The following is an 18976-nucleotide window of genomic DNA, read 5'->3' as shown; positions in this document are numbered from 1 at the left end:
TTCGCTCACTTACGGATGACCTCATTTGGCCTGGTGAGGGTTTGCCGGTAACATAGGTCGACGGTGCGCCATGCGCGCTGGTTGCTCGCATGCCTACGTAAGTTGGCTAGCGGTCAACCGGCTGATACTGCCAGCTCAGACAATAGAAATTGCTGCTCGTGCAATGGATGTTGCGGTTCTGAAAGTTGAAGTTGCCAGCCTCGGCTGAGCGGCGGCGTGAGCATCACGGTAAACGAATCACATATGCAATCAACCAGGTGTACAAAGCCAGGATCGCGGAGGATATGGCAAAGAAAGACGGCGCCATCGAGGTAGAGGGCCGAGTTGTCGAACCCTTGCCCAATGCGATGTTTCGCATCGAGCTCGAAAACGGCCACAAGGTACTCGCTCACATCAGTGGGAAGATGCGGCAGCACTACATCCGTATCCTTCCCGAGGATCGCGTCGTAGTGGAGCTCTCTCCATATGACCTCACGCGTGGGCGCATCGTTTACCGCTACAAGTAAGAGCTTCTTCGGCCAGGTCCGGTCGAAGAGAACCATGCTCGAACGTGTTGATTCGTTCTTCGTGAACGGGCCGATGCGCACGAGCTACACACAGGAGATCAACGACGTGAAGGTTCAGCCGAGCGTCAAGAAGATCTGCGAAAAATGCAAGGTGATCCGCCGTAACGGGCGAGTCATGGTGATCTGCGACAACCTGCGTCACAAGCAGCGTCAGGGATAACCACCGAGCATTTCGCTTTCTGCTTGGCACATAGCTAGAAGATGACCTCCCAGCACCAACCGCGACATACGCGTTGCGGCATACCCCCGGCACGGAGGCCGGGGCCCCACTGAGTTTTAGAAGACGGTTGCTTCGAGAAGGATCTGTTTTCGGCAGTACAGAGGCACAGGGGACGGACTGGGAGCAGACCTCCGGACACGAAAAGGATTGCCACATGGCACGTCTCGCAGGTGTGGATCTTCCGCGCGAAAAGCGCATGGAGATCGCACTGACATACATTTACGGCGTTGGCCGTACCCGTTCCAAGGAAATCCTGGTTGCGACAGGGGTCAATCCCGACCTGCGCAGCAAGGACCTGTCCGATGAAGATCTGGGCAAGCTCCGCGAGTACATCGAGGAGTCCCTCAAGGTCGAGGGCGACCTGCGCCGCGAGGTTCAGGCCGACATTCGTCGCAAGATCGAAATCGGCTGCTACCAGGGCCTTCGCCACCGTCGTGGTCTGCCCGTCCGAGGACAGCGCACCAAGACCAATGCGCGCACCCGCAAGGGCCCCAAGCGCACCATTGCCGGCAAGAAGAAGGCGAAGTAATGCCCCCTAAAGCACGCGGTACAGGTCCTAAGAAGACACAGAAGACGCGTCGCAGGGACAAGAAGAACGTCCCGCACGGATCTGCTCACATCAAGAGCACGTTCAACAACACGATCGTCTCGATCACCGACCCCGCAGGCAACGTCATCTCCTGGGCGTCCTCGGGCCACGTGGGCTTCAAGGGCTCGCGTAAGTCGACTCCGTTCGCGGCCCAGCTTGCAGCCGAGAGTGCTGCTCGCAAGGCGCAGGAACACGGTGTCAAGAAGGTCGATGTGTTCGTCAAGGGTCCCGGCTCCGGCCGTGAGACCGCTATTCGTTCGCTTCAGGCCGCAGGCCTGGAGGTCGGCACCATCTCCGATGTCACCCCCCAGCCGCACAACGGTTGCCGTCCGCCGAAGCGGCGTCGGGTCTAGCGGGAAGGAAAGGTTTAGAAAATGGCACGTTATACCGGTCCTATCACCCGCAAGTCTCGTCGTCTGCGCGTTGACCTTGTTGGAGGCGACCAGGCATTCGAGCGTCGTCCCTACCCGCCCGGCCAGCATGGCCGCGCGCGGATCAAGGAGAGCGAGTACCTGCTCCAGCTGCAGGAGAAGCAGAAGGCTCGCTTCACTTACGGCGTCATGGAGAAGCAGTTCCGTCTCTACTACAAGGAAGCCAACCGTCGCCCCGGCAAGACCGGTGAGAACTTGTTGACAATCCTGGAGACGCGTCTCGACAACGTCGTGTACCGCGCCGGTCTGGCACGCACGCGCCGTCAGGCACGCCAGCTGGTCACCCACGGTCACTTCCTTGTGAACAACAAGCGAGTGGACATCCCTAGCTACCGCGTATCGCAGTACGACATCATCGATGTCCGCGAGAAGTCCGCGCAGACACTGCCGATCCAGATCGCTCGTGAGAGCTACGGGGATCGTCCGGTGGCCGCATGGTTGCAGGTAGTTCCGAACCGTCTTCGCATCCTCGTTCACCGGGTGCCGGAGCGCGCACAGATCGATGTGCCGCTCCAGGAGCAGCTCATCGTCGAGTTCTACTCGAAGTAAGACGCACCACGCATGTGAGCTTTCGACAAGTTCACATGCGTATGCGTCTCCACACCTGGACGTCAAATAGCGGACGTCCGTACAGGAGGAACACACAATGCTCATTTCACAGCGCCCGACGCTGACCGAAGAGGTCATCGCCGACAATCGCTCGAAATTCGTCATCGAGCCGCTCGAGCCTGGCTTCGGTTACACACTCGGCAACTCGCTCCGCCGTACCCTGCTGTCGTCGATCCCCGGCGCTGCTGTCACCAGCATCCGTATCGACGGCGTTCTCCACGAATTCACCACTGTTCCGGGAGTCAAGGAAGATGTCACCGACATCATCCTGAACCTCAAGGGCCTCGTCGTGAGCTCCGAAGAGGACGAGCCGGTCACCATGTACGTCCGCAAACAGGGCCCAGGCGCTGTCACCGCAGGCGACATCGTTCCTCCGGCCGGCGTCACGGTGAACAATCCGGATCTGCATATCGCGACTTTGAACGACAAAGGCAAGTTGGAGATCGAGCTCGTAGTCGAGCGCGGTCGTGGCTATGTCCCTGCCGTCCAGAACAAGGCATCAGGCGCCGAGATCGGCCGTATCCCGGTCGACTCGATCTACTCGCCCGTGCTCAAGGTCACGTACAAGGTGGAGGCCACTCGCGTCGAACAGCGCACCGACTTCGATCGGCTCGTTCTCGACGTGGAGACCAAAAACTCCATCACCGCGCGGGATGCGCTCGCTTCGGCGGGCAAGACCCTGGTTGAGCTCTTCGGCCTCGCCCGTGAGCTGAACGTCGAAGCAGAAGGAATCGAGATCGGACCCTCGCCCGCCGAGGCCGATCACATCGCTTCCTTCGGACTCCCCATCGAGGATCTGGACCTCACAGTCCGTTCCTACAACTGCCTCAAGCGCGAGGGTGTTCACACCGTCGGCGAGCTGGTTGGTCGTACCGAGTCCGATCTGCTGGACATTCGTAACTTCGGACAGAAGTCCATCGACGAGGTAAAGGTCAAGCTGCACTCGCTTGGTCTTTCACTCAAGGACAGCCCCGCGTCCTTCGATCCGACGACCGTGCCCGGATACGACGCCACCACGGGTACGTGGAGCGACACCGACGCCGGATCCTTCGCTGAAAGCGAAGGCGCCGAGCAGGACTACGCCGAGACAGAACAGCTGTAACCAGCTCGCTGGAGCTCTTACTAGGAGATTCAACATGCCCAAGCCCACCAAGGGCCGCCGTCTCGGCGGGTCGGCGTCGCACCAGAAGGCCATTTTGGCCAACCTCGCGACGGCACTCTTCGAGCACGGCCGCATCACCACCACCGAGTCGAAGGCCAAGCGCCTTCGTCCCCACGCCGAGAAGCTCGTGACCCATGCAAAGCATGGCGATCTCGCTCATCGTCGTGAGGTTCTCAAGATCATCAACAACAAAGATGTCGTACATAAGCTCTTCGCCGAGATCGGGCCGTTTTTCGCCGATCGCGACGGTGGCTACACGCGCATCATCAAGACAGTTCCCCGCAAGGGTGACAACTCGCCGATGGCCATCATCGAGCTCGTCAACGAGCAGACGGTGTCCAACGAAGCAGATCGCGCTCGTCGCGTGAAGGCTTCGCAGGCTGCTCCAGCTGCCGAGGCACCTGCCGCGGACAACGTCGTCGAGGCCGTCGAGGCCGACGCGACCGAGGCCGAGGTCGAGAACGCCGAAGCTGTAGTCGATGGTATCGAGGACAACGACGCTCACGCGTCGGACGCCGCCGATGCCGAGGCTGTGTCGACTGAAACCGAAGCCAAGAAGGACTAGTCCTCTTGAGTTCCTTGCACGACCGAAGCGGGCCCGCCATTCCTTCCGAGGATGGCGGGTCCGCTTCTTTGCGGTCCGCTACCCGAGTTCGCTTGGACATTGCATACGACGGCACGGATTTCTCCGGCTGGGCACGACAGCCCGGCATCAGGACTGTGTGCGGAGTGCTGGAAGACGCATTTTCGACCGTGCTGAGGCAGCGCATCGAGCTGACGGTCGCGGGCCGAACCGATGCCGGTGTGCACGCTTTCGGGCAAGTTGCACACTTCGATGTCGTGGGGGGTATCGACGAGCCGGAGCGTTTGGTACGTCGGATGGCCAGGTTCTTGCCCACTGATGTTCGAGTGAAGGCGATCTCGGTGGTGTCCGAAGATTTCGATGCGCGCTTCTCGGCGCTTCGCCGGCACTACGAATACAGGTTCAGTACCGCTCGCTACGGAGTCGACCCACTCGAAGTGCGAGGCGTGGTGGGATGGGCGCGAGAGATCGACCTCGACGCGATCCGCGATGCATCGTCGAGGTTGTTGGGCCTGCACGATTTCGCGGCCTTCTGCAAGCGCAGGGATGGCGCGACCACCGTCCGCGAGCTCCAACGATTCGACTGGGAACGCACTGGAGACCGCGTCAGTGCCTACGTCAGCGCCGACGCGTTCTGCTGGTCCATGGTTCGCAGTCTCGTGGGAGCGATGCAAGCAGTGGGTGAAGGTCGTCGGACTCCGGAGTGGACCGAGGCGCTTCTGAACACGCGATCGCGGTCGAGTGAAGTAACCGTTGCGCCCGCGCACGGACTATCGCTGATGGCGGTCGACTATCCGCCCGAGGGTGACCTCGTAGCGCGGAACCAGGCGACACGCGAAGTGCGCTCGGCCATCACCCAGCCTGGCGGGTGCTGTTAGCCGATCGGTCGGTTGATGGTGGGACCGGGCTACTAGACTTTCACAGTGACCATGGACCCGATCGGACTTGCCGTCGTCCTAGCCAGTGTCCGGCCAGGACGCGTCGGGCCCGTTGTTGCTGATTGGTTCTTACGGACCGTTTCCGAGCGCAACGACGTCGTGGCTACGAAGATCGACCTGATGGATGCCGCGCTCCCCGCGGACTTGTCGCCGTCTCCTGCAGGGGAGGCGTTCGCAGCGGCGATCGGCGCGGTCGACGCGGTGGTGGTAGTGACGCCCGAATACAACCATGGATATCCCGGGGCGCTCAAGACGGCACTCGATACTGTGAAATATCAGTGGCGGGGCAAGCCGATCGGATTCGTGTCGTACGGCGGACTCGGTGGAGGACTGCGCGCAACGGAGCAACTGCGTCAGGTCGCTGCAGAGTTGCACATGGTGGCGGTCCGCGACAGTGTCGGTTTTCACCGGGTACGCACTGCGTTCGATGAGAACGGTCATACCGACGACAGTGCTGCGGTCGACGCTGCCGGCCGTATGTTGAGCCAATTGCATTGGTGGGCAACGGCATCGAAAGTTCAGTCGAGAGCGTTTCCGTATCCTGGCTGAGTGAGATCGGCGGCGCTTCGCACGCTGCGGGGCCTGCCGATGAATGCGGTTTCCTGCGAAATCGTCACGAGCATCAACTCGGTTTCGTTTCGACCGGCGCGAACCATGATGCGGTCACCTGCGGCGCCGGGTTGAACGATGGAAAGGTCGGGATCCGACATCGGTTCGCGAGGTGGTCTTTCGGTCACGGTCATCACCGTGGTGCCGCCGGGTTGCGAGCGCGCGGGCACCACGACGGCGTCGGCGAAATCCTGCACGAGTACGTCGAATCCTCCGGTGCCTCGATGTGGGCCGCCGTCGATGAGTAGCCTGTCCGGTGTCGCGATCGAGTCGACGAGGGGTCCCCATGCGTGGGGTCGATCGGACCTGATCAGAACGTGTGCACCGGTCGAAAGTGCGCGAAATACGAGTTGCTGAGCCAAATACAGTTCGCCTGCCACCAACACGGTGTCGACGCCTCTTCCATATACCCGTGCTGCGACGCCATGGCCTGCGGTGTCCGACCCGAGAAGTTGGCCGCACCCGGAGATCGGAATGTCCAGGCGTTCGACGATGCCGTAAGGAAGGTCTCGGATAGGTTCTGCATGGTCACGAGCGATGATTGCGAGTGGGAGGGACGCAATCAATGCTTCACGGTGGCGCCCGTTCATCGATACAGCGCCGGGCAGGTCGGGTCGGGGAGTGGCTCCACGGTTCACGAAACGGCATGCGCCACTGATGCGTACACGGTTGGAGCTCGAACCCGAGGTCAGGCGAAACGCGATCGTTGTCGACAGCGACGGAATTGCCCACAACTCGGTGAGGACAGCGGTATCGATTTTGCGACAGTCGAATCCGAATCCGGTGTCGATCACACCGGGAAGTGGTGCGGATCCCCAGTTCTCGGTCAGACGGTTGGCGGCGACACCCCGACACATGTGGGAAGCCGTGGACTGAATCTCGCTGCGCACCAGTATCCGCGAACTGATTCCCCTCGCGTCGAGGGCGCGGGCGACCCGCTGGGTTGCGACCCACACAGCACGAGATGCCCCCAGTTGGCCGCCTCCGCGCGCGTCGATCGCAGCACGATTGTGCGAGATCTTCAGCGTGACGGTGACCCACACCGTGCGCGTCGCGACTGCTGGAAGCGGTCCGATCAATCGTTCGTAGACGTCGGTTGCCGGTGTACCCGACGCTGTGCGCATACCGTGAGCGACGATGTCGATGCTGCTCACGGAAATATCGTGCTGAGAGAGACACTCAGCCAGCGCAGAGAGGTCGAGCCCGGTATCGGTGGATGCTTCCGCGCGGCCGAGCCTTGTCATCGCCGCACTGGGAGGGTGTAGTTCGAGAACACACGATACGGTTCCACTTCGCCAGTGAATTCCAGCTGCTCGACCATCGTCTTCCGAGTAGTCCTGTGTGACTCCGGGATTCGGTGACGTGCGCGATGCGTAACGTGACGCCGTGGTGGCCCAGTCGAGGACCGGCCGCCCGGCGATCACCAGAAATGGAACTGCCGTTGCGGGTGCAGCGACCGACACGATGATGGCAAGCGAGGCGTCGAACGCCACCGCGATCGCCACGCCGACAGCAAGGACTGTCTCGAGTCCGACCAATCTGGCGATCCGGGGAACCCGCAGCGAAACGAAGTACATCGAGGAACGCGCGGACACCTGACGGTTGTCACCCGACCCAGATCTGCCACGAGAACGTGTTGGCGCAGACAAAATTTACTTTTCCTCCCCCCGAAGGCCACGTAGTCGAGCAGCAGAGCAGCTCGTCGACTCGTGTCCGAGACTGTACCGGGTCTTCCCGCGCGCTGCCCTCGTCAGGTGCCACGGGCGCGGAGGACCTTCTCTTCGCCTGGGGGCTGTAGTCTTTCGCGCGGGAAGGGCTCGTATGGGGATCGAGCCCGCAGCGCAGCAGGGGGGTCTCGTGGCGGCAACGCCTACAACCAAGTGGCAGGTCGGCGGGTATCGATTTCTAGTCCGACGGATGGAACACGCCTTGGTGCGTCGCGATGTGCGCATGCTGCACGATCCGATGCGCTCACAATCGAGGGCTTTGGCGGTAGGCCTCGTGGTCGCGTGTCTGGGTCTTGCCGGATGCGCCGCGTTGGCATTGCTTCGGCCCCAGGACAAGATCGGCGACGCGACGATCGCGGTGGGGAAGGACTCGGGTGCGATGTTCGTCCGAGTGGAGGAAGCGTTTCATCCGGTTCTGAATCTGGCCTCGGCGCGGTTGATCGTCGGTAGCCCGGACAGCCCTGTCATCGTCAAGGAATCCGAGCTGGCCAAACTTGATCGGGGTTCGCTGGTCGGAATACCAGGAGCGCCGTCGAGCCTGCCGCATGGGGAGTCCGGCTCGCCGGAGTCATGGACCGTGTGCGACACGCTCGACTCCACGGGTGCCGTCGCCGGTACGACCGTAGTGGTGGGGGACCCGCGCTACGACGACAGAATCGGTCCACTCGAGGATGGGGAAGCCTTCCTCTGGAGCACGACGGACGGAACCTACCTGGTGTACGACGGTGTTCGGGCGCGGATCGATCTGGGCGATCGCTCGGTCGTGCGTGCACTCGGTCTCGAAGGTGTACGGCCGTCGAGTGTCAGTGACGGACTTGCGAATGCTGTTCCTGTGGTCCCGGCGATCGTGCCACCGGCGATCGCGCGTGCTGGCGAGATTCCGACCTACCCGATTGCGGGGAAGACGATCGGTTCGGTCGTGAAGGTGTCGGGTGTCGACGTTCGGTACTACGTCGTGTTGGAAAGCGGTATCCAGGCGATCACGGAGTCGACGGCGCAGCTGATCAAGTTTGCCGATTCGCAGGGCAGCCCCGAGATCGATTCCCTCAACCCCGACGTGTTGCCTTCGGCGCCGACGGTGACAGGGTTGCCGGTCGAGATGTATCCGCGGGTGGCCCCGAGGATCGTGGATACGGCCGCGGAGCCGGTCGGATGCTTGACGTGGGTTCCTCAGGCTGCCCCCGACGGTGGTCCTACTGCGCAGTTGGTCATGTCGGCTGGGCGCACTCTTCCTATCGTCGACTCGGCGCGTCCGGTGCGTCTTGCGCAGGCAGACGGGGGAGGAGCGGCTGCCGATGAGGTCTATCTCGAGCCTGGCAGCGGTGGTTTCGTGCAGACCACCGGCATCGAACCGACGAGTGTGCGACAGGACGCGTCGTTCTTCGTTGCCGATACCGGAGTTCGGTTCGGCGTGCCCGACGCTGATGCCGTCGATGCGTTGGGTCTCGGTGTGCCTGCCCCGGCGCCGTGGCAGATCGTCCAATTATTGGGCACTGGGCCCACATTGAGTCGTGCCGCGGCACTGACTGCTCACGACGGTGTCGGACCCGATCCCGATGCGGCGCGACTCCCGGCCGGCTGACCGTTGGGGTTTCGGCGCCGAAGTGGCATCGCGATTCCCAACCCCAGCAGGAGCATTACCCCTACGAGGATGGATCCCGTCGTAGCGATCGTCCGTGGCCGAAGATCCGGTGGGTCGGGTACGACGGGCGCCTGCATCGACACCGGGTCGACCGCGGCTGCCGATGCGATTCCCTCCACTTGTGCGGTTACGGCCGCGAGTGGATCGACGATTCCGTGACCGATCAGCGGATTCCAGCCATCTGCGGGCTTGTGCGCTGTGGCCTCGATACGTTCGATCACTTGCATTGCGGTCAGCTCGGGTCGGTGAGCCCGAATCAGCGCTGCTACTGCGGAGACAAGGGGAGCGGCGAAGCTGGTGCCCTGGATCGGCACAGTATTGCCCTGCCCGTCGACTGTGCCGTTGGTCAACCCACTGCCCGTCGGGGACAGTGAGGTCATCGAGGTGCCCGGCGCTGCTACGTCCACCCAGGGGCCACCGAGGGTGAAGGCAGAGGGCCGGCCGTCCGGGTCTACCGAGCCGACGGTCAATACCTGCTCGTCGAACCACGCAGGGGTGGCGATGGTTGCGATTCGATCCCATTGCTCGGCATCGGGATCGGCTGGATCGGGTGGAGGGTTTTGACTGCGACATTGAGCTTCACCGCTACCACCGGTGTTGCCGGCGGCCGCGACGACGACCACGTTGCGGATGCGAGCGGCGTAGTCGATCGCGGCGCCGAGGGGCCCGTCGGCGATCCCCTTACCGCTCGGAACGCACGCGACCTCGGAGATGTTGATGACGGAAGCGCCGGAATCTGCGGCGGTGCGCACGGCCTGCGCCATCGTCATGACGTTGCCATATCCGGATGCGTTGTCTGCTGGTGTCTCCGCCTCCTCGTCCCCTGCAGTTCTGGCACGTTGAAATGCGTTGCTGGACTGACGTATCGACAGAATTTGGGCGTCGGGAGCCCCACCGGCGAAACCGCTGCCGGGGACACTTTGTGCAGCGATGAGTCCCGCCACCAAAGTTCCGTGCGCATCACAGTCCGACAACCCGTCGCCGGTAAATACATAATCTCCTCCCGGCCGGAGGCCGGGTAGCCGAGGATGCGGTGAGACCCCGGTATCGATGACAGCGACTATTTGACCGGCACCACGCGTGATCGGCCACACGGCACGGAAATCGAGTACGCCCTGTGCATCGGGTACGGCGGGGCCGTCCGGGGTGGGCGAAGCGGGCACGCAGAGATTTCGTTGTTCGGTTGGCTCCGGTGGCGCAGGTGGAGCCGGTTCGGGGAGCAGCGCGGGGTCGACGAACGGCCTGTCCGCGGATGCCGCTCCGCCGCCGAGAAAGTATGCAGCCACGACGACCGCGACACCGATCGCACCCATAGTCCGTCGTGTCAGGGCTTTCACAGCCCGCGCATCGCCGCGTACAGGCCGCAGACCCAGCAGGCGATGGGAACGATCGCAGCGATCGCCGCGTACTCGACGAGTTCTCCGGCGCGTCGGAGCACTGGTGAGTATTCGCGTTGCGGAACAAACGATCCGAAGACGAGTGCGATTACGGCGACACCGATGGCAGCCGCGAAGGGGATGATCGGTCGATCGGGAATGGCAAACACCCATGCCGTCGACACGGCGAGAACGATGATCGATCCGGCAGCAACAACGGGGACTGCATGGTCGAGTTCGGCGAACGTTCGCCCGCGAAGGAAGAGTACGAACGCAGTCAGCAACGCCAGGACGACTCCCGGCCAATACATCTCGGAAATCGGGTGGCCGGAAAATGCTGCAACGAGCGCCCCGACGGTTGCGGCAGCCGAACAAGCGCAGACGAAACCGGTGAGGTAGCTACGCGCAGTGCGTGAGACGTCCTCCAGATCTTGAAAAGAATTCGAATCCGTCTCACCCTCTCCGTCGAGCGATGCACCAGCGGTCGGCACCGGGGGCAGCGGCATTCGCGCCTGCATCATCGACATCCTCGGTGCGGCGGCAAGCCCCAACAACGCCACCGCGGTGGCGCCGGCACCGACTGCGGACGGTGAAAGAGAGCCGAACAGCATCACTGCAGAAGCTGAAACAGCAATGCCTGAAAGCGCAGCAATACCGGTGAACAATGCCCCGCCATGTCCACCGAGGCGGAGGGCAAGGACAGCGACTGCTCCCGCGACCGCGGAGCCGAGCATCAGATGCGCACCGCCTAGCGCACCTGGCACGAAAAGCACACCCGAGGTGAACACCAGTGGCAGAGAGCATCCCGACAAGAAAATTCCGGTGCGTTCGTCCGAGTAGGCACGTCCTACTATCGAGCCGGCGACCAAGAACAGCAGTCCCACGATTGCTGCTGCGATAGCAAGGAAGATGTTCGCGGTATACCCGGGACCTCGAGACAACGGCTCTCGAAGAAGACCGAAACAGGCAATCACAAGTGCGACAGCGGCAATACCGAACCCGACCGACCGGGCAGTCCGCGGCGTCCACAGGCGACTCTCGGTAGCTCCCGACATCGCAACGGCATGCATCAAGTCGTCGAACAGTGGTGGCGGGGCTGGAAATTCGGCATCACCGAGGACGAGGAGTTCACCGTCGCGGACAACCGCGTCGCTCAGCGTCTGAGTTGCCTCCAGCGGCGGTTGACCGACTCTGGAAAGAACCCATGACCCCGGCCGACGGCTCTCGGTGTCTGCAGCCTCGCCGCGCACTGCTCGATTCCCGGCCAGATCGACGATCCCCGGGATCAGTAGCGCGATCGGCACATCGGTGGGAAGCGCCATGTCCACTTGGACCGACCGGGCAAGAATCGTCAGTCGGCACAAATCCATCGCCGCGATCGGCGCGGACGCACCGACCGAGTGCCGACGCTCGTTCCCTGTCATCAAGTTCCCCCCGGAATTGATTACGGCAAATCACCGCCGCATTCCGCACGAATGCCGGCAGCGAGAGACTGTACCGTCCCGGCGTCGTACAGGGTGTATCAGCTACCGCGAACGAAGCTCAGGCCGCAGCCGAGATCAGACGGGGGACAGATTGCTGACATCGGCGAGGAGCTCGAACGAGCGCAACCACGACTGTCGATCCACGACGCCGGAGGCAACGATCAGCTCATCGGCGTTCGCGTGGCGCGCGAACCCGTCCAAGTACTCACGAACTACCTCGGGCGTGCCGACGGCGGAATACGTCGTCATTTGGTTGATCTGGCGTCCCTGGGGCGAATCGAGCAACATATCGGCTTCTTCGTCGGTGAACTTGCGTCCGCGGCCGAGGAGGAGGCTCACTCGGCTTCGCTTGGTGGCGAGGAATTGTCGCTGAGCGTCCTCGTCGGTATCAGCGGCGATGACGTTGACGCCGGCGATCACGTGTGGTGCTTCCAGCTGTGTCGACGGCTTGAAATCACGTCGATAGATTGCGACGGCCTGCTCGAGCGCGTCGGGTGCGAAGTGCGATGCAAACGCGAAGGGGAGTCCGAGTGCGGCGGCGAGCTGGGCGCCGAAAAGCGAAGAACCGAGAATGTAGAGGGGCACGTGCGTTCCCGCTCCTGGGGTGGCGCGCACTCCTGGAATCAACGATTCGTCCGACAGGTATGCCTGCAGCTCTTGCACATCTTGTGGGAATCGCTCAGCCGAAGACGGGTCGCGGCGCATTGCGCGCATGGTGGCTTGGTCGCTGCCCGGTGCACGTCCGAGACCGAGATCGATTCGGTCCGGGTGCAGAGTGGCCAGCGTGCCGAACTGTTCTGCGATGGTCAGCGGGGCGTGGTTGGGCAGCATCACGCCACCGGACCCCAACCGAATACGGCTGGTGTTCGCAGCCACGTGCCCGATCAGGACGCTTGTCGCCGACGAGGCGATCGTGGTCATGTTGTGATGCTCGGCATACCAAATACGTTGGTAGCCCCATTCTTCGGCTCGCTGCGCGAGCTCCACGCTGGCGTCGAAACTGTCTTTGACGCTCTCGCCTTCGCCGATGAAGGCCAAATCGAGAATCGAGAGTGGAACGGACACGGTGTACGCCTGCCTTTCGCGGAGGAGCTCGAGTGCGAAGTGACACACCGGTAAGAGTGTGAGTCTCACTTCCTCAGGTAGTCAACCGTGCGAGAGGTAGTCCTATTCCGCCTCGGTGAGCAGCGGGTGGTCGGTGGCAGTGGCGCACCGAATGAGTTAGCCTTTCGCGAAACATACTGCTCGTTGGGGAAACGTGAAGTGTGCGCGGTAGTGGGGATACCGACCGGTGGGGGCATCGAGGCGTGAATACTGTTCGGTTCGTTCGTGGTGCGCGGCGTGAAGTTCCACGCACTCCGGGCGGCGAGGTGACGCTTCAGACGCCACCGGAGATACCTCGGGTGGTCCCGGGAAACTTGCTGATGAAGCTGATGCCCCTGGTGATGGTGGCAGCAATGGTCGGCATGGTCGCGTTGATGTTCACCTCCGGTATGGCAGCCAACCCGATGATGCTGATGTTTCCGGCGATGATGCTGGTATCGATGCTGGGCATGGTTGCCGGTGGTGGTCGAGGTGGTGGCGCCAGAACGGCGGAGTCCAACGAAGACCGCAAGGACTATCTGCGCTACCTCGACCAACTGCGCAGGGATGTGGCGACAACCGCGACCAGTCAGCGCAAGGCGCTCGAGTGGTCGCACCCTGACCCGGCGATTCTGTGGTCGTATGCGGGCACCCCGCGGATGTGGGAGCGTCGCACCTCCGATCCGGACTTCTGTCATGTTCGGATAGGTCGGGGAGACCAGCGTCTGGCGACGCGCCTCGTTCCCCCGGAGACCGGGCCCGTCGAAGAACTCGAACCAGTTTCTGCGGTGTCACTGCGGCGGTTCGTGCGGGCACATTCCGTTGTGGGTAGTCTCCCCACCGCGGTGTCGCTTCGCGGATTCGCTGCCATTTCCGTGTCCGGCGATCGTGATTCTTCACGGGCCATGGTGCGTTCGATGGTGGCGGCGCTCTGTATGTTCCACGATCCCGACCAGTTGCGGCTCGCAGTGGTCTGCGGGCCCGACACGGTTGCGTTCTGGGACTGGACCAAATGGCTTCCCCACACTCAGCACGATGTTTCCAGGGACGGTGCAGGCACTGCGCGAATGATCTATGGATCGTTCCTCGAACTCGAATCCTCGCTCGGCGAACACCTTTCACTGAGAAACAGATTCGCCCGTGGTGGCTCGCCGGCCGCGGGAGTCTCGCAACTGGTGATCATCGTCGACGGTGGCTTACTCGACAACAGTGGGACCGATCTTTCGCGAACAGGGCTCGATTCGGTGACGATCGTCGATCTGTCCGACTTCTGCACCGGGCTTGCTGCCAGTCGAGGCATTCGTCTGTTCTCCGAGAACGGTTCGATCGGCGCTGTCAGCGGCTCACGCGTCGAGGTATTCGGCGTCTCGGACGCGATGAGCGTCGCACAGGCGGAAACCGTGGCACGAAGACTGTCTCCGTATCGAACCGCAGTCGATGTCGGTATCGATTCCGGGGGAGAGGACACAGAGTCGATCTCGAGCTGGAACTATCTTGTCGGAATCGCCGACGTCGGTCTCCTCGACCCGAGTCGCGCGTGGGTGACCCGTCGTGGCCGTGATCGCCTTCGTGTACCCATCGGAATCGCACCCGACGGAAGCTCGGTGGAGATCGACCTGAAGGAGTCGGCCGAGAATGGTATGGGCCCGCATGGGTTGTGCATCGGCGCAACCGGTTCGGGAAAATCGGAGTTTCTCAGAACCCTCGTTCTGGGTCTGATTGCCACACACGACCCGGACCAGCTCAATCTGGTACTCGTCGACTTCAAAGGTGGTGCGACGTTCGCCGGGCTCGAAGGAGCGCCACACGTTGCTGCGGTGATCACCAACCTCTCCGAAGACCTGTCGCTGGTGGATCGGATGAAGGACGCCATTGCGGGCGAGATGAATCGCCGTCAGGAGCTACTCCGCGATTCGGGCAACTATGCCAATGTGTCCGATTACGAGAAGGCAAGGGCTGCTGGTGCCGCGCTCGCGCCATTGCCTGCGTTGTTCATCGTCGTCGACGAGTTCTCGGAGTTGCTGAGCCAACAGCCCGAGTTCGCAGACCTCTTCGTCGCCGTCGGGCGGTTGGGGCGGTCACTGCACATGCACCTCTTGTTGGCGAGTCAGCGTCTGGAGGAAGGGAAGCTGCGCGGGTTGGACAGTCATCTGTCGTATCGGATCGGGTTGAAGACATTCTCCGCCAACGAGTCTCGCTCGGTTCTCGGTGTTCCGGATGCGTATCATCTACCGGCACAACCTGGCGCCGGGTATCTCAAATGCGATTCTGCCGAGATCGTCCGCTTCGCGGCGGCATACGTGTCCGGGCCCTACGTTCGCCCTCGAGATGCAGTACGGGGGAGCAGTCAGAGTTCGGTGACCGCTCGACCGCGGATCTTCAGCGCCTATCCGGTGCAGATGGATGCCGTCGAACCGTCGGTCGACGATATCGGCGCCCCGCACGACCACCACCTACAGGAGGAAGAAGTAAGGCCCGACAGCCGGACGGTGCTCGACGTCGTCGTCGAACGACTGCAGGGTAGCGGTTGTGCGGCCCACGAGGTCTGGTTGCCTCCGCTCGATCTGCCGCCCACGCTCGATCTAATGATCCCCGATTCGGTTCTGTCGGCGCCGGTTGCGGCGATCGCATCGCTACGGGCACCGATCGGCATCGTGGACCGCCCGTTCGATCAACGGCGCGATCTACTGGTGGTCGACTTGTCGGCGGCCCAAGGCCACCTCGCGATCGTCGGAGGGCCACAGTCCGGAAAGTCGACGGCGCTGCGAACACTGATCATGTCGTTCGCACTGACCCACACGCCTGCGCAGGTGCAGTTCTACTGCCTCGATTTCGGCGGAGGAACGCTCGGCGGACTCGCCTCTCTTCCACACGTCGGATCCGTCGCGAACAGGCTCGACGTCGACCGGGTGCGCCGGACGGTCGCCGAAGTCGCGGCAGTGATCGGACGACGCGAGAGAATATTCCAACAACGGGGTATCGACTCGATCGTCGAATTTCGTCGTCGTCGCGCCGAGCAACTGATCGACGACGAGGATGGTTTCGGAGACGTCTTCCTGGTCGTAGATGGCTGGGGCAGTATTCGATCCGATTTCGAAGCCCTCGAGCCCCAGCTTGCCGCGCTGACAGCGCAGGGTTTGTCGTATGGCGTTCACCTCATCCTCACCGCGTCGCGGTGGGCCGAGATTCGTCCTGCAACAAAGGATCTCGTCGGAACGAGGATCGAACTGAAGTTGGGTGACGCGTCCGATTCCGAGTTCGGGAGAGTGAAGGCCGCACGGGTTCCGGACAGCAGGCCCGGTCGGGGAATCACGAAGGAGGGGTTGCACCTCCTCGTAGGATTGCCGCGTCTCGACGGCTCCTCGTCGACCGTCGATCTCGGTGTCGGTATTCAGCATGCGGTCGCTGCCGTTGCGCAGGCCTACGTCGGTCTTTCGGCGCCACCTGTGCGGATGCTTCCCGCGAGTCTGCCGCGAGGCGAGCTTCTCGATCTTCTTGTCGGCCGCTGGCCACGCTCACGCGGGTCGGTGCCTGAATTGCGGGTTCCCATCGGAATCGACGAGGCAGAACTCGATCCGGTGACACTCGATTTCGCCGAGCAGGCGCACTTCCTGGTATTCGGTGACACCGAGTGCGGGAAGACGGCGTTGCTCGAGTCGATCTGCAGTTCTCTCGTCGAAGCCAACACGCCGTCGCAGGTAAAGTTGATACTCGCCGACTACCGCCGCACGATGCTCGGCACCGTCGACACCGACCATCTCGCGGGATATGCAGCCTCGCAAGCTGTTCTGATGACGATGATGACCGAGCTCGCCGCCAAACTCGCTGATCGGATGCCTGGGCCCGACGTCACCCAACAGCAACTTCGTGAGCGCACCTGGTGGAGTGGACCGGAGATATTCGTGATCGTCGACGACTACGACCTGGTGGCCACGTCGACAGGAAACCCGTTGACCGTTCTCGTCGAGTATCTGCCACACGCCCGCGACATCGGGTTGCACGTGGTGCTCTCGCGGAGATCGGGCGGGGCATCGCGGGCGTTGTACGACCCCGTCATTTCACGTATGCGTGATCTCGTGTCGCCTGGTCTGGTCATGAGCGGCAGTCGCGACGAGGGGAATCTGATCGGTTCGGTCAAGCCGAGCGCCATGCCGCCCGGGCGTGGCACGCTGGTAGACAGGCGAGGCCAGTCGCTTGTTCAGCTGGCGTGGACCGCGCGGTGATCGGCGAAAGCAGCTACGCGGCAGTAAGTCTCGGGGACGGTCCGGTGTCGGTATTGACGGTGTCGGGTCTCGGCTCCGCGGAGTTCGAGTTTCGACCTACGGTGACGATGCGTGACGGAACACCCGAGTACCTGGTAACCGAACTCGGGCGGAATACCCCACCGGAGGTTGCGCACGCGTACCCCATGAGCTTCGTCGAGGACGCCGAGTGCCTTGTCGGTTCGATCGTTCTACCCACGGCAGTGCTGATGCACGGCGTTCTCGGTGCATCGCTCGCTGCGGCCGGTGCGCCACCGATCGTCGATGTCCTCGAAATTGCATGTCCGTCGCACTGGGGTCCCGTCGCTGTGCGCGACGTTCGCGCTGCCGCCATGCCTTTGGCGCGTGAGGTGATCGTGGTCGATGCCGCAAGCGCGGCAACCCACTCCGTCGGTCAGCGAGCGCCTTCGTACGCCATCGTCGTCGAATTGGCAGAACTCGATTCGGTGGTGTGTGCGGTCACCGCCGACGGCCGAGGCGGATACACCAGGACATGCAGATGGGATGTGCAGGGCACGCGCGACTTGGGTGATGATCGAGGGGCCGAGGCTTCGATTCTCGACCGGGTCTCGTCATTCGTTGCCACGCAACGCCATCGGGAGGGGGTGGATGTATTCGTACTGGACACTACGGCCGGCGGTGACGCGAAAGTACTCGCCGAATCGCCGTATCGCATCCATCGAATGCGCGGCGTGGACATCGTTCGGTCCATGGCGGCTCGTGCAGGGCTGTCGATTCCAGCGGACAGCCCGGGGCAGTCGAGGGCGGACCCAGCGGATGACGCTGGTTCTTCGGGCAGCTTCGAGGGCGAGACGGAGGATCGCTGGGCGAGGATGACGCCCATGCCTGTCCGTGCGGCAGCCTGGCTCGACGAGGTAGATAGCGGCGCGGTGTCGGGTGACCGTCGTCGTCGGAAGGTGCAGCAGGCGGTCCTGGTGGCGGTCGCGGTGGCGATGAGCTCGGCGGTGTTGGTGGCCCTCGTGTCGATGCGTGGAGAACCGGATCGGCTCGCCGATCCCTCGCACGCGAATTCGGCATCGGTGACCATCCCGTCCGCCTCGGTGCCCGGTCCCGTTACCTCATCCCTGCCGGCGCCGAGCACCGCCGCACCCGCTATCTCGGCGCCGAGAGGAGTCGAAGACGGACCGTCGACGAAATACACCTACGGCCGCGTCGAGCTTCGGATTCCGGACGGCTGGTCGCACCGGGAGGAAGCCGAGCGGTCGATTCTGGTGCCGCCGGATCTGCCTGATCGCAGAATCGTGGTCAGCACCACCGTTCTTCGTCCAGGTGCATCGTTCGACGAGGTAGCCGACGATCTGTCCGCGATGGTGGCCGCCCGTGCTTCCGATGGCGTGGTCGGCGATCTGGTACGGGCGAGGGACATCGGCGGCCGAGTAGCACTGTCGTACACGGAATCTCCCGATATCGACTCGACGGTGAACTGGCAGATCTTCGTCGAGAACGATCTACAGATCAGCATCGGTTGCCAGAGTCGGCGTGGTGAGCAGCACCTCCTCGATGCCGAATGCGCCGGGGTCGTCTCCACTGTGACGGTCGCACCCGAGTGAACTGCGAACAATTCGTTCAAAAATTTCCACATCCATGGAACCGAAGGGCATCGCGCGTGCGTCCAATCAGATGTAGGGGGGAATCGCACTTGCTCCGAAGGCGAACCGCTGCCCAGTCCGAGCA

The 18976-nt window shown here is 62.6% G+C and carries 16 protein-coding genes; 12 read left to right on the top strand and 4 right to left on the bottom strand.

Translation table 11 applies throughout. The features are described from left to right. Nucleotides 1–284 precede the first annotated feature (284 nt). From infA to H2510_RS04220, 9 genes are all read left to right on the top strand, one after another. Entirely contained in the window at nt 285–506 is a 222-nt protein-coding gene (gene infA, locus H2510_RS04260) for a translation initiation factor IF-1 (RefSeq protein ID WP_005140011.1), read from the top strand. A gap of 106 nt (nt 507–612) precedes the next feature. After that, nucleotides 613–726 (top strand): 50S ribosomal protein L36, encoded by a 114-nt coding sequence (rpmJ, locus tag H2510_RS04255; protein WP_025347279.1) that lies wholly within the window; start codon nt 613–615, stop codon nt 724–726. Nucleotides 727–940: 214 nt separating this feature from the next. Continuing rightward, nucleotides 941–1315 carry a 30S ribosomal protein S13 gene (gene rpsM, locus H2510_RS04250; protein ID WP_084348466.1) on the top strand — a complete coding sequence of 125 codons (375 nt, stop codon included), beginning with the start codon at nt 941–943 and terminating at the stop codon, nt 1313–1315. After that, nucleotides 1315–1728 carry a 30S ribosomal protein S11 gene (rpsK, locus tag H2510_RS04245; protein ID WP_084348465.1) on the top strand — a complete coding sequence of 138 codons (414 nt, stop codon included), beginning with the start codon at nt 1315–1317 and terminating at the stop codon, nt 1726–1728. The genes rpsM and rpsK overlap by 1 nt, the downstream gene beginning before the upstream one ends. Nucleotides 1729–1749: 21 nt before the next feature. Then, nucleotides 1750–2355 (top strand): 30S ribosomal protein S4, encoded by a 606-nt coding sequence (gene rpsD / locus H2510_RS04240; RefSeq protein ID WP_084348464.1) that lies wholly within the window; start codon nt 1750–1752, stop codon nt 2353–2355. A gap of 97 nt (nt 2356–2452) precedes the next feature. Continuing rightward, nucleotides 2453–3517 carry a DNA-directed RNA polymerase subunit alpha gene (locus H2510_RS04235; protein ID WP_084348463.1) on the top strand — a complete coding sequence of 355 codons (1065 nt, stop codon included), beginning with the start codon at nt 2453–2455 and terminating at the stop codon, nt 3515–3517. Nucleotides 3518–3551: 34 nt separating this feature from the next. Continuing rightward, nucleotides 3552–4142 carry a 50S ribosomal protein L17 gene (gene rplQ / locus H2510_RS04230; protein ID WP_088943014.1) on the top strand — a complete coding sequence of 197 codons (591 nt, stop codon included), beginning with the start codon at nt 3552–3554 and terminating at the stop codon, nt 4140–4142. 5 nt (nt 4143–4147) lie between these two features. After that, nucleotides 4148–5038: a tRNA pseudouridine(38-40) synthase TruA gene (gene truA / locus H2510_RS04225; protein WP_186627019.1), complete on the top strand. Its 891-nt coding sequence runs from the start codon at nt 4148–4150 to the stop codon at nt 5036–5038. A gap of 51 nt (nt 5039–5089) precedes the next feature. Next, on the top strand, nt 5090–5647 hold the full coding sequence (locus H2510_RS04220) for an NADPH-dependent FMN reductase (protein WP_186627184.1): 558 nt from the start codon (nt 5090–5092) through the stop codon (nt 5645–5647). Here H2510_RS04220 and eccE read toward each other — a convergent pair. Further along, nucleotides 5617–7302: a type VII secretion protein EccE gene (gene eccE, locus H2510_RS04215; protein ID WP_315901214.1), complete on the bottom strand. Its 1686-nt coding sequence runs from the start codon at nt 7300–7302 to the stop codon at nt 5617–5619. The genes H2510_RS04220 and eccE overlap by 31 nt on opposite strands. A 262-nt stretch (nt 7303–7564) precedes the next feature. Between eccE and eccB the strand changes: the two genes are divergently transcribed. Beyond that, entirely contained in the window at nt 7565–9016 is a 1452-nt protein-coding gene (gene eccB / locus H2510_RS04210; RefSeq protein WP_186627182.1) for a type VII secretion protein EccB, read from the top strand. On the opposite strand, the gene mycP is transcribed toward eccB, so the two are convergent. From mycP to H2510_RS04195, 3 genes are all read right to left on the bottom strand, one after another. After that, nucleotides 8965–10389 (bottom strand): type VII secretion-associated serine protease mycosin, encoded by a 1425-nt coding sequence (gene mycP, locus H2510_RS04205; protein WP_186627181.1) that lies wholly within the window; start codon nt 10387–10389, stop codon nt 8965–8967. The genes eccB and mycP overlap by 52 nt on opposite strands. A gap of 20 nt (nt 10390–10409) precedes the next feature. After that, the gene (gene eccD, locus H2510_RS04200) at nt 10410–11876 is read right to left on the bottom strand and encodes a type VII secretion integral membrane protein EccD (protein ID WP_186627018.1); all 1467 of its coding nucleotides are present in this window, start codon (nt 11874–11876) and stop codon (nt 10410–10412) included. Between the two features lie 135 nt (nt 11877–12011). Beyond that, nucleotides 12012–13001, bottom strand: coding sequence for an LLM class flavin-dependent oxidoreductase (locus H2510_RS04195; protein WP_186627017.1), 990 nt, complete (start codon nt 12999–13001; stop codon nt 12012–12014). Nucleotides 13002–13243: 242 nt separating this feature from the next. On the opposite strand from H2510_RS04195, the gene eccCa reads away from it, so the two are divergent. Both eccCa and H2510_RS21045 read left to right on the top strand, forming a co-directional pair. Continuing rightward, nucleotides 13244–17242 (top strand): type VII secretion protein EccCa, encoded by a 3999-nt coding sequence (gene eccCa, locus H2510_RS04190; protein WP_186627016.1) that lies wholly within the window; start codon nt 13244–13246, stop codon nt 17240–17242. Further along, nucleotides 17239–18852 carry a type VII secretion-associated protein gene (locus tag H2510_RS21045; RefSeq protein WP_186627015.1) on the top strand — a complete coding sequence of 538 codons (1614 nt, stop codon included), beginning with the start codon at nt 17239–17241 and terminating at the stop codon, nt 18850–18852. Before eccCa ends, H2510_RS21045 begins: the two co-directional genes overlap by 4 nt. Nucleotides 18853–18976 lie beyond the last annotated feature (124 nt).

It is taken from the genome of Rhodococcus sp. BP22 (assembly GCF_014281965.1).
GTDB lineage: Bacteria > Actinomycetota > Actinomycetes > Mycobacteriales > Mycobacteriaceae > Rhodococcoides.
The sequence above is the reverse complement of the archived record's forward strand: the minus strand, read 5'-3'. Positions and strand labels throughout refer to the sequence as shown.

Excerpts from the sequence above, each read along its gene's own strand:
- infA (WP_005140011.1), top strand. The coding sequence starts at position 285 with ATGGCAAAGAAAGACGGCGCCATCGAGGTAGAGGGCCGAGTTGTCGAA.
- rpsM (WP_084348466.1), top strand. The coding sequence starts at position 941 with ATGGCACGTCTCGCAGGTGTGGATCTTCCGCGCGAAAAGCGCATGGAG.
- rpsK (WP_084348465.1), top strand. The coding sequence starts at position 1,315 with ATGCCCCCTAAAGCACGCGGTACAGGTCCTAAGAAGACACAGAAGACG.
- rpsD (WP_084348464.1), top strand. The coding sequence starts at position 1,750 with ATGGCACGTTATACCGGTCCTATCACCCGCAAGTCTCGTCGTCTGCGC.
- H2510_RS04235 (WP_084348463.1), top strand. The coding sequence starts at position 2,453 with ATGCTCATTTCACAGCGCCCGACGCTGACCGAAGAGGTCATCGCCGAC.
- rplQ (WP_088943014.1), top strand. The coding sequence starts at position 3,552 with ATGCCCAAGCCCACCAAGGGCCGCCGTCTCGGCGGGTCGGCGTCGCAC.
- H2510_RS04220 (WP_186627184.1), top strand. The coding sequence starts at position 5,090 with ATGGACCCGATCGGACTTGCCGTCGTCCTAGCCAGTGTCCGGCCAGGA.
- mycP (WP_186627181.1), bottom strand. The coding sequence starts at position 10,389 with ATGGGTGCGATCGGTGTCGCGGTCGTCGTGGCTGCATACTTTCTCGGC.
- eccD (WP_186627018.1), bottom strand. The coding sequence starts at position 11,876 with ATGACAGGGAACGAGCGTCGGCACTCGGTCGGTGCGTCCGCGCCGATC.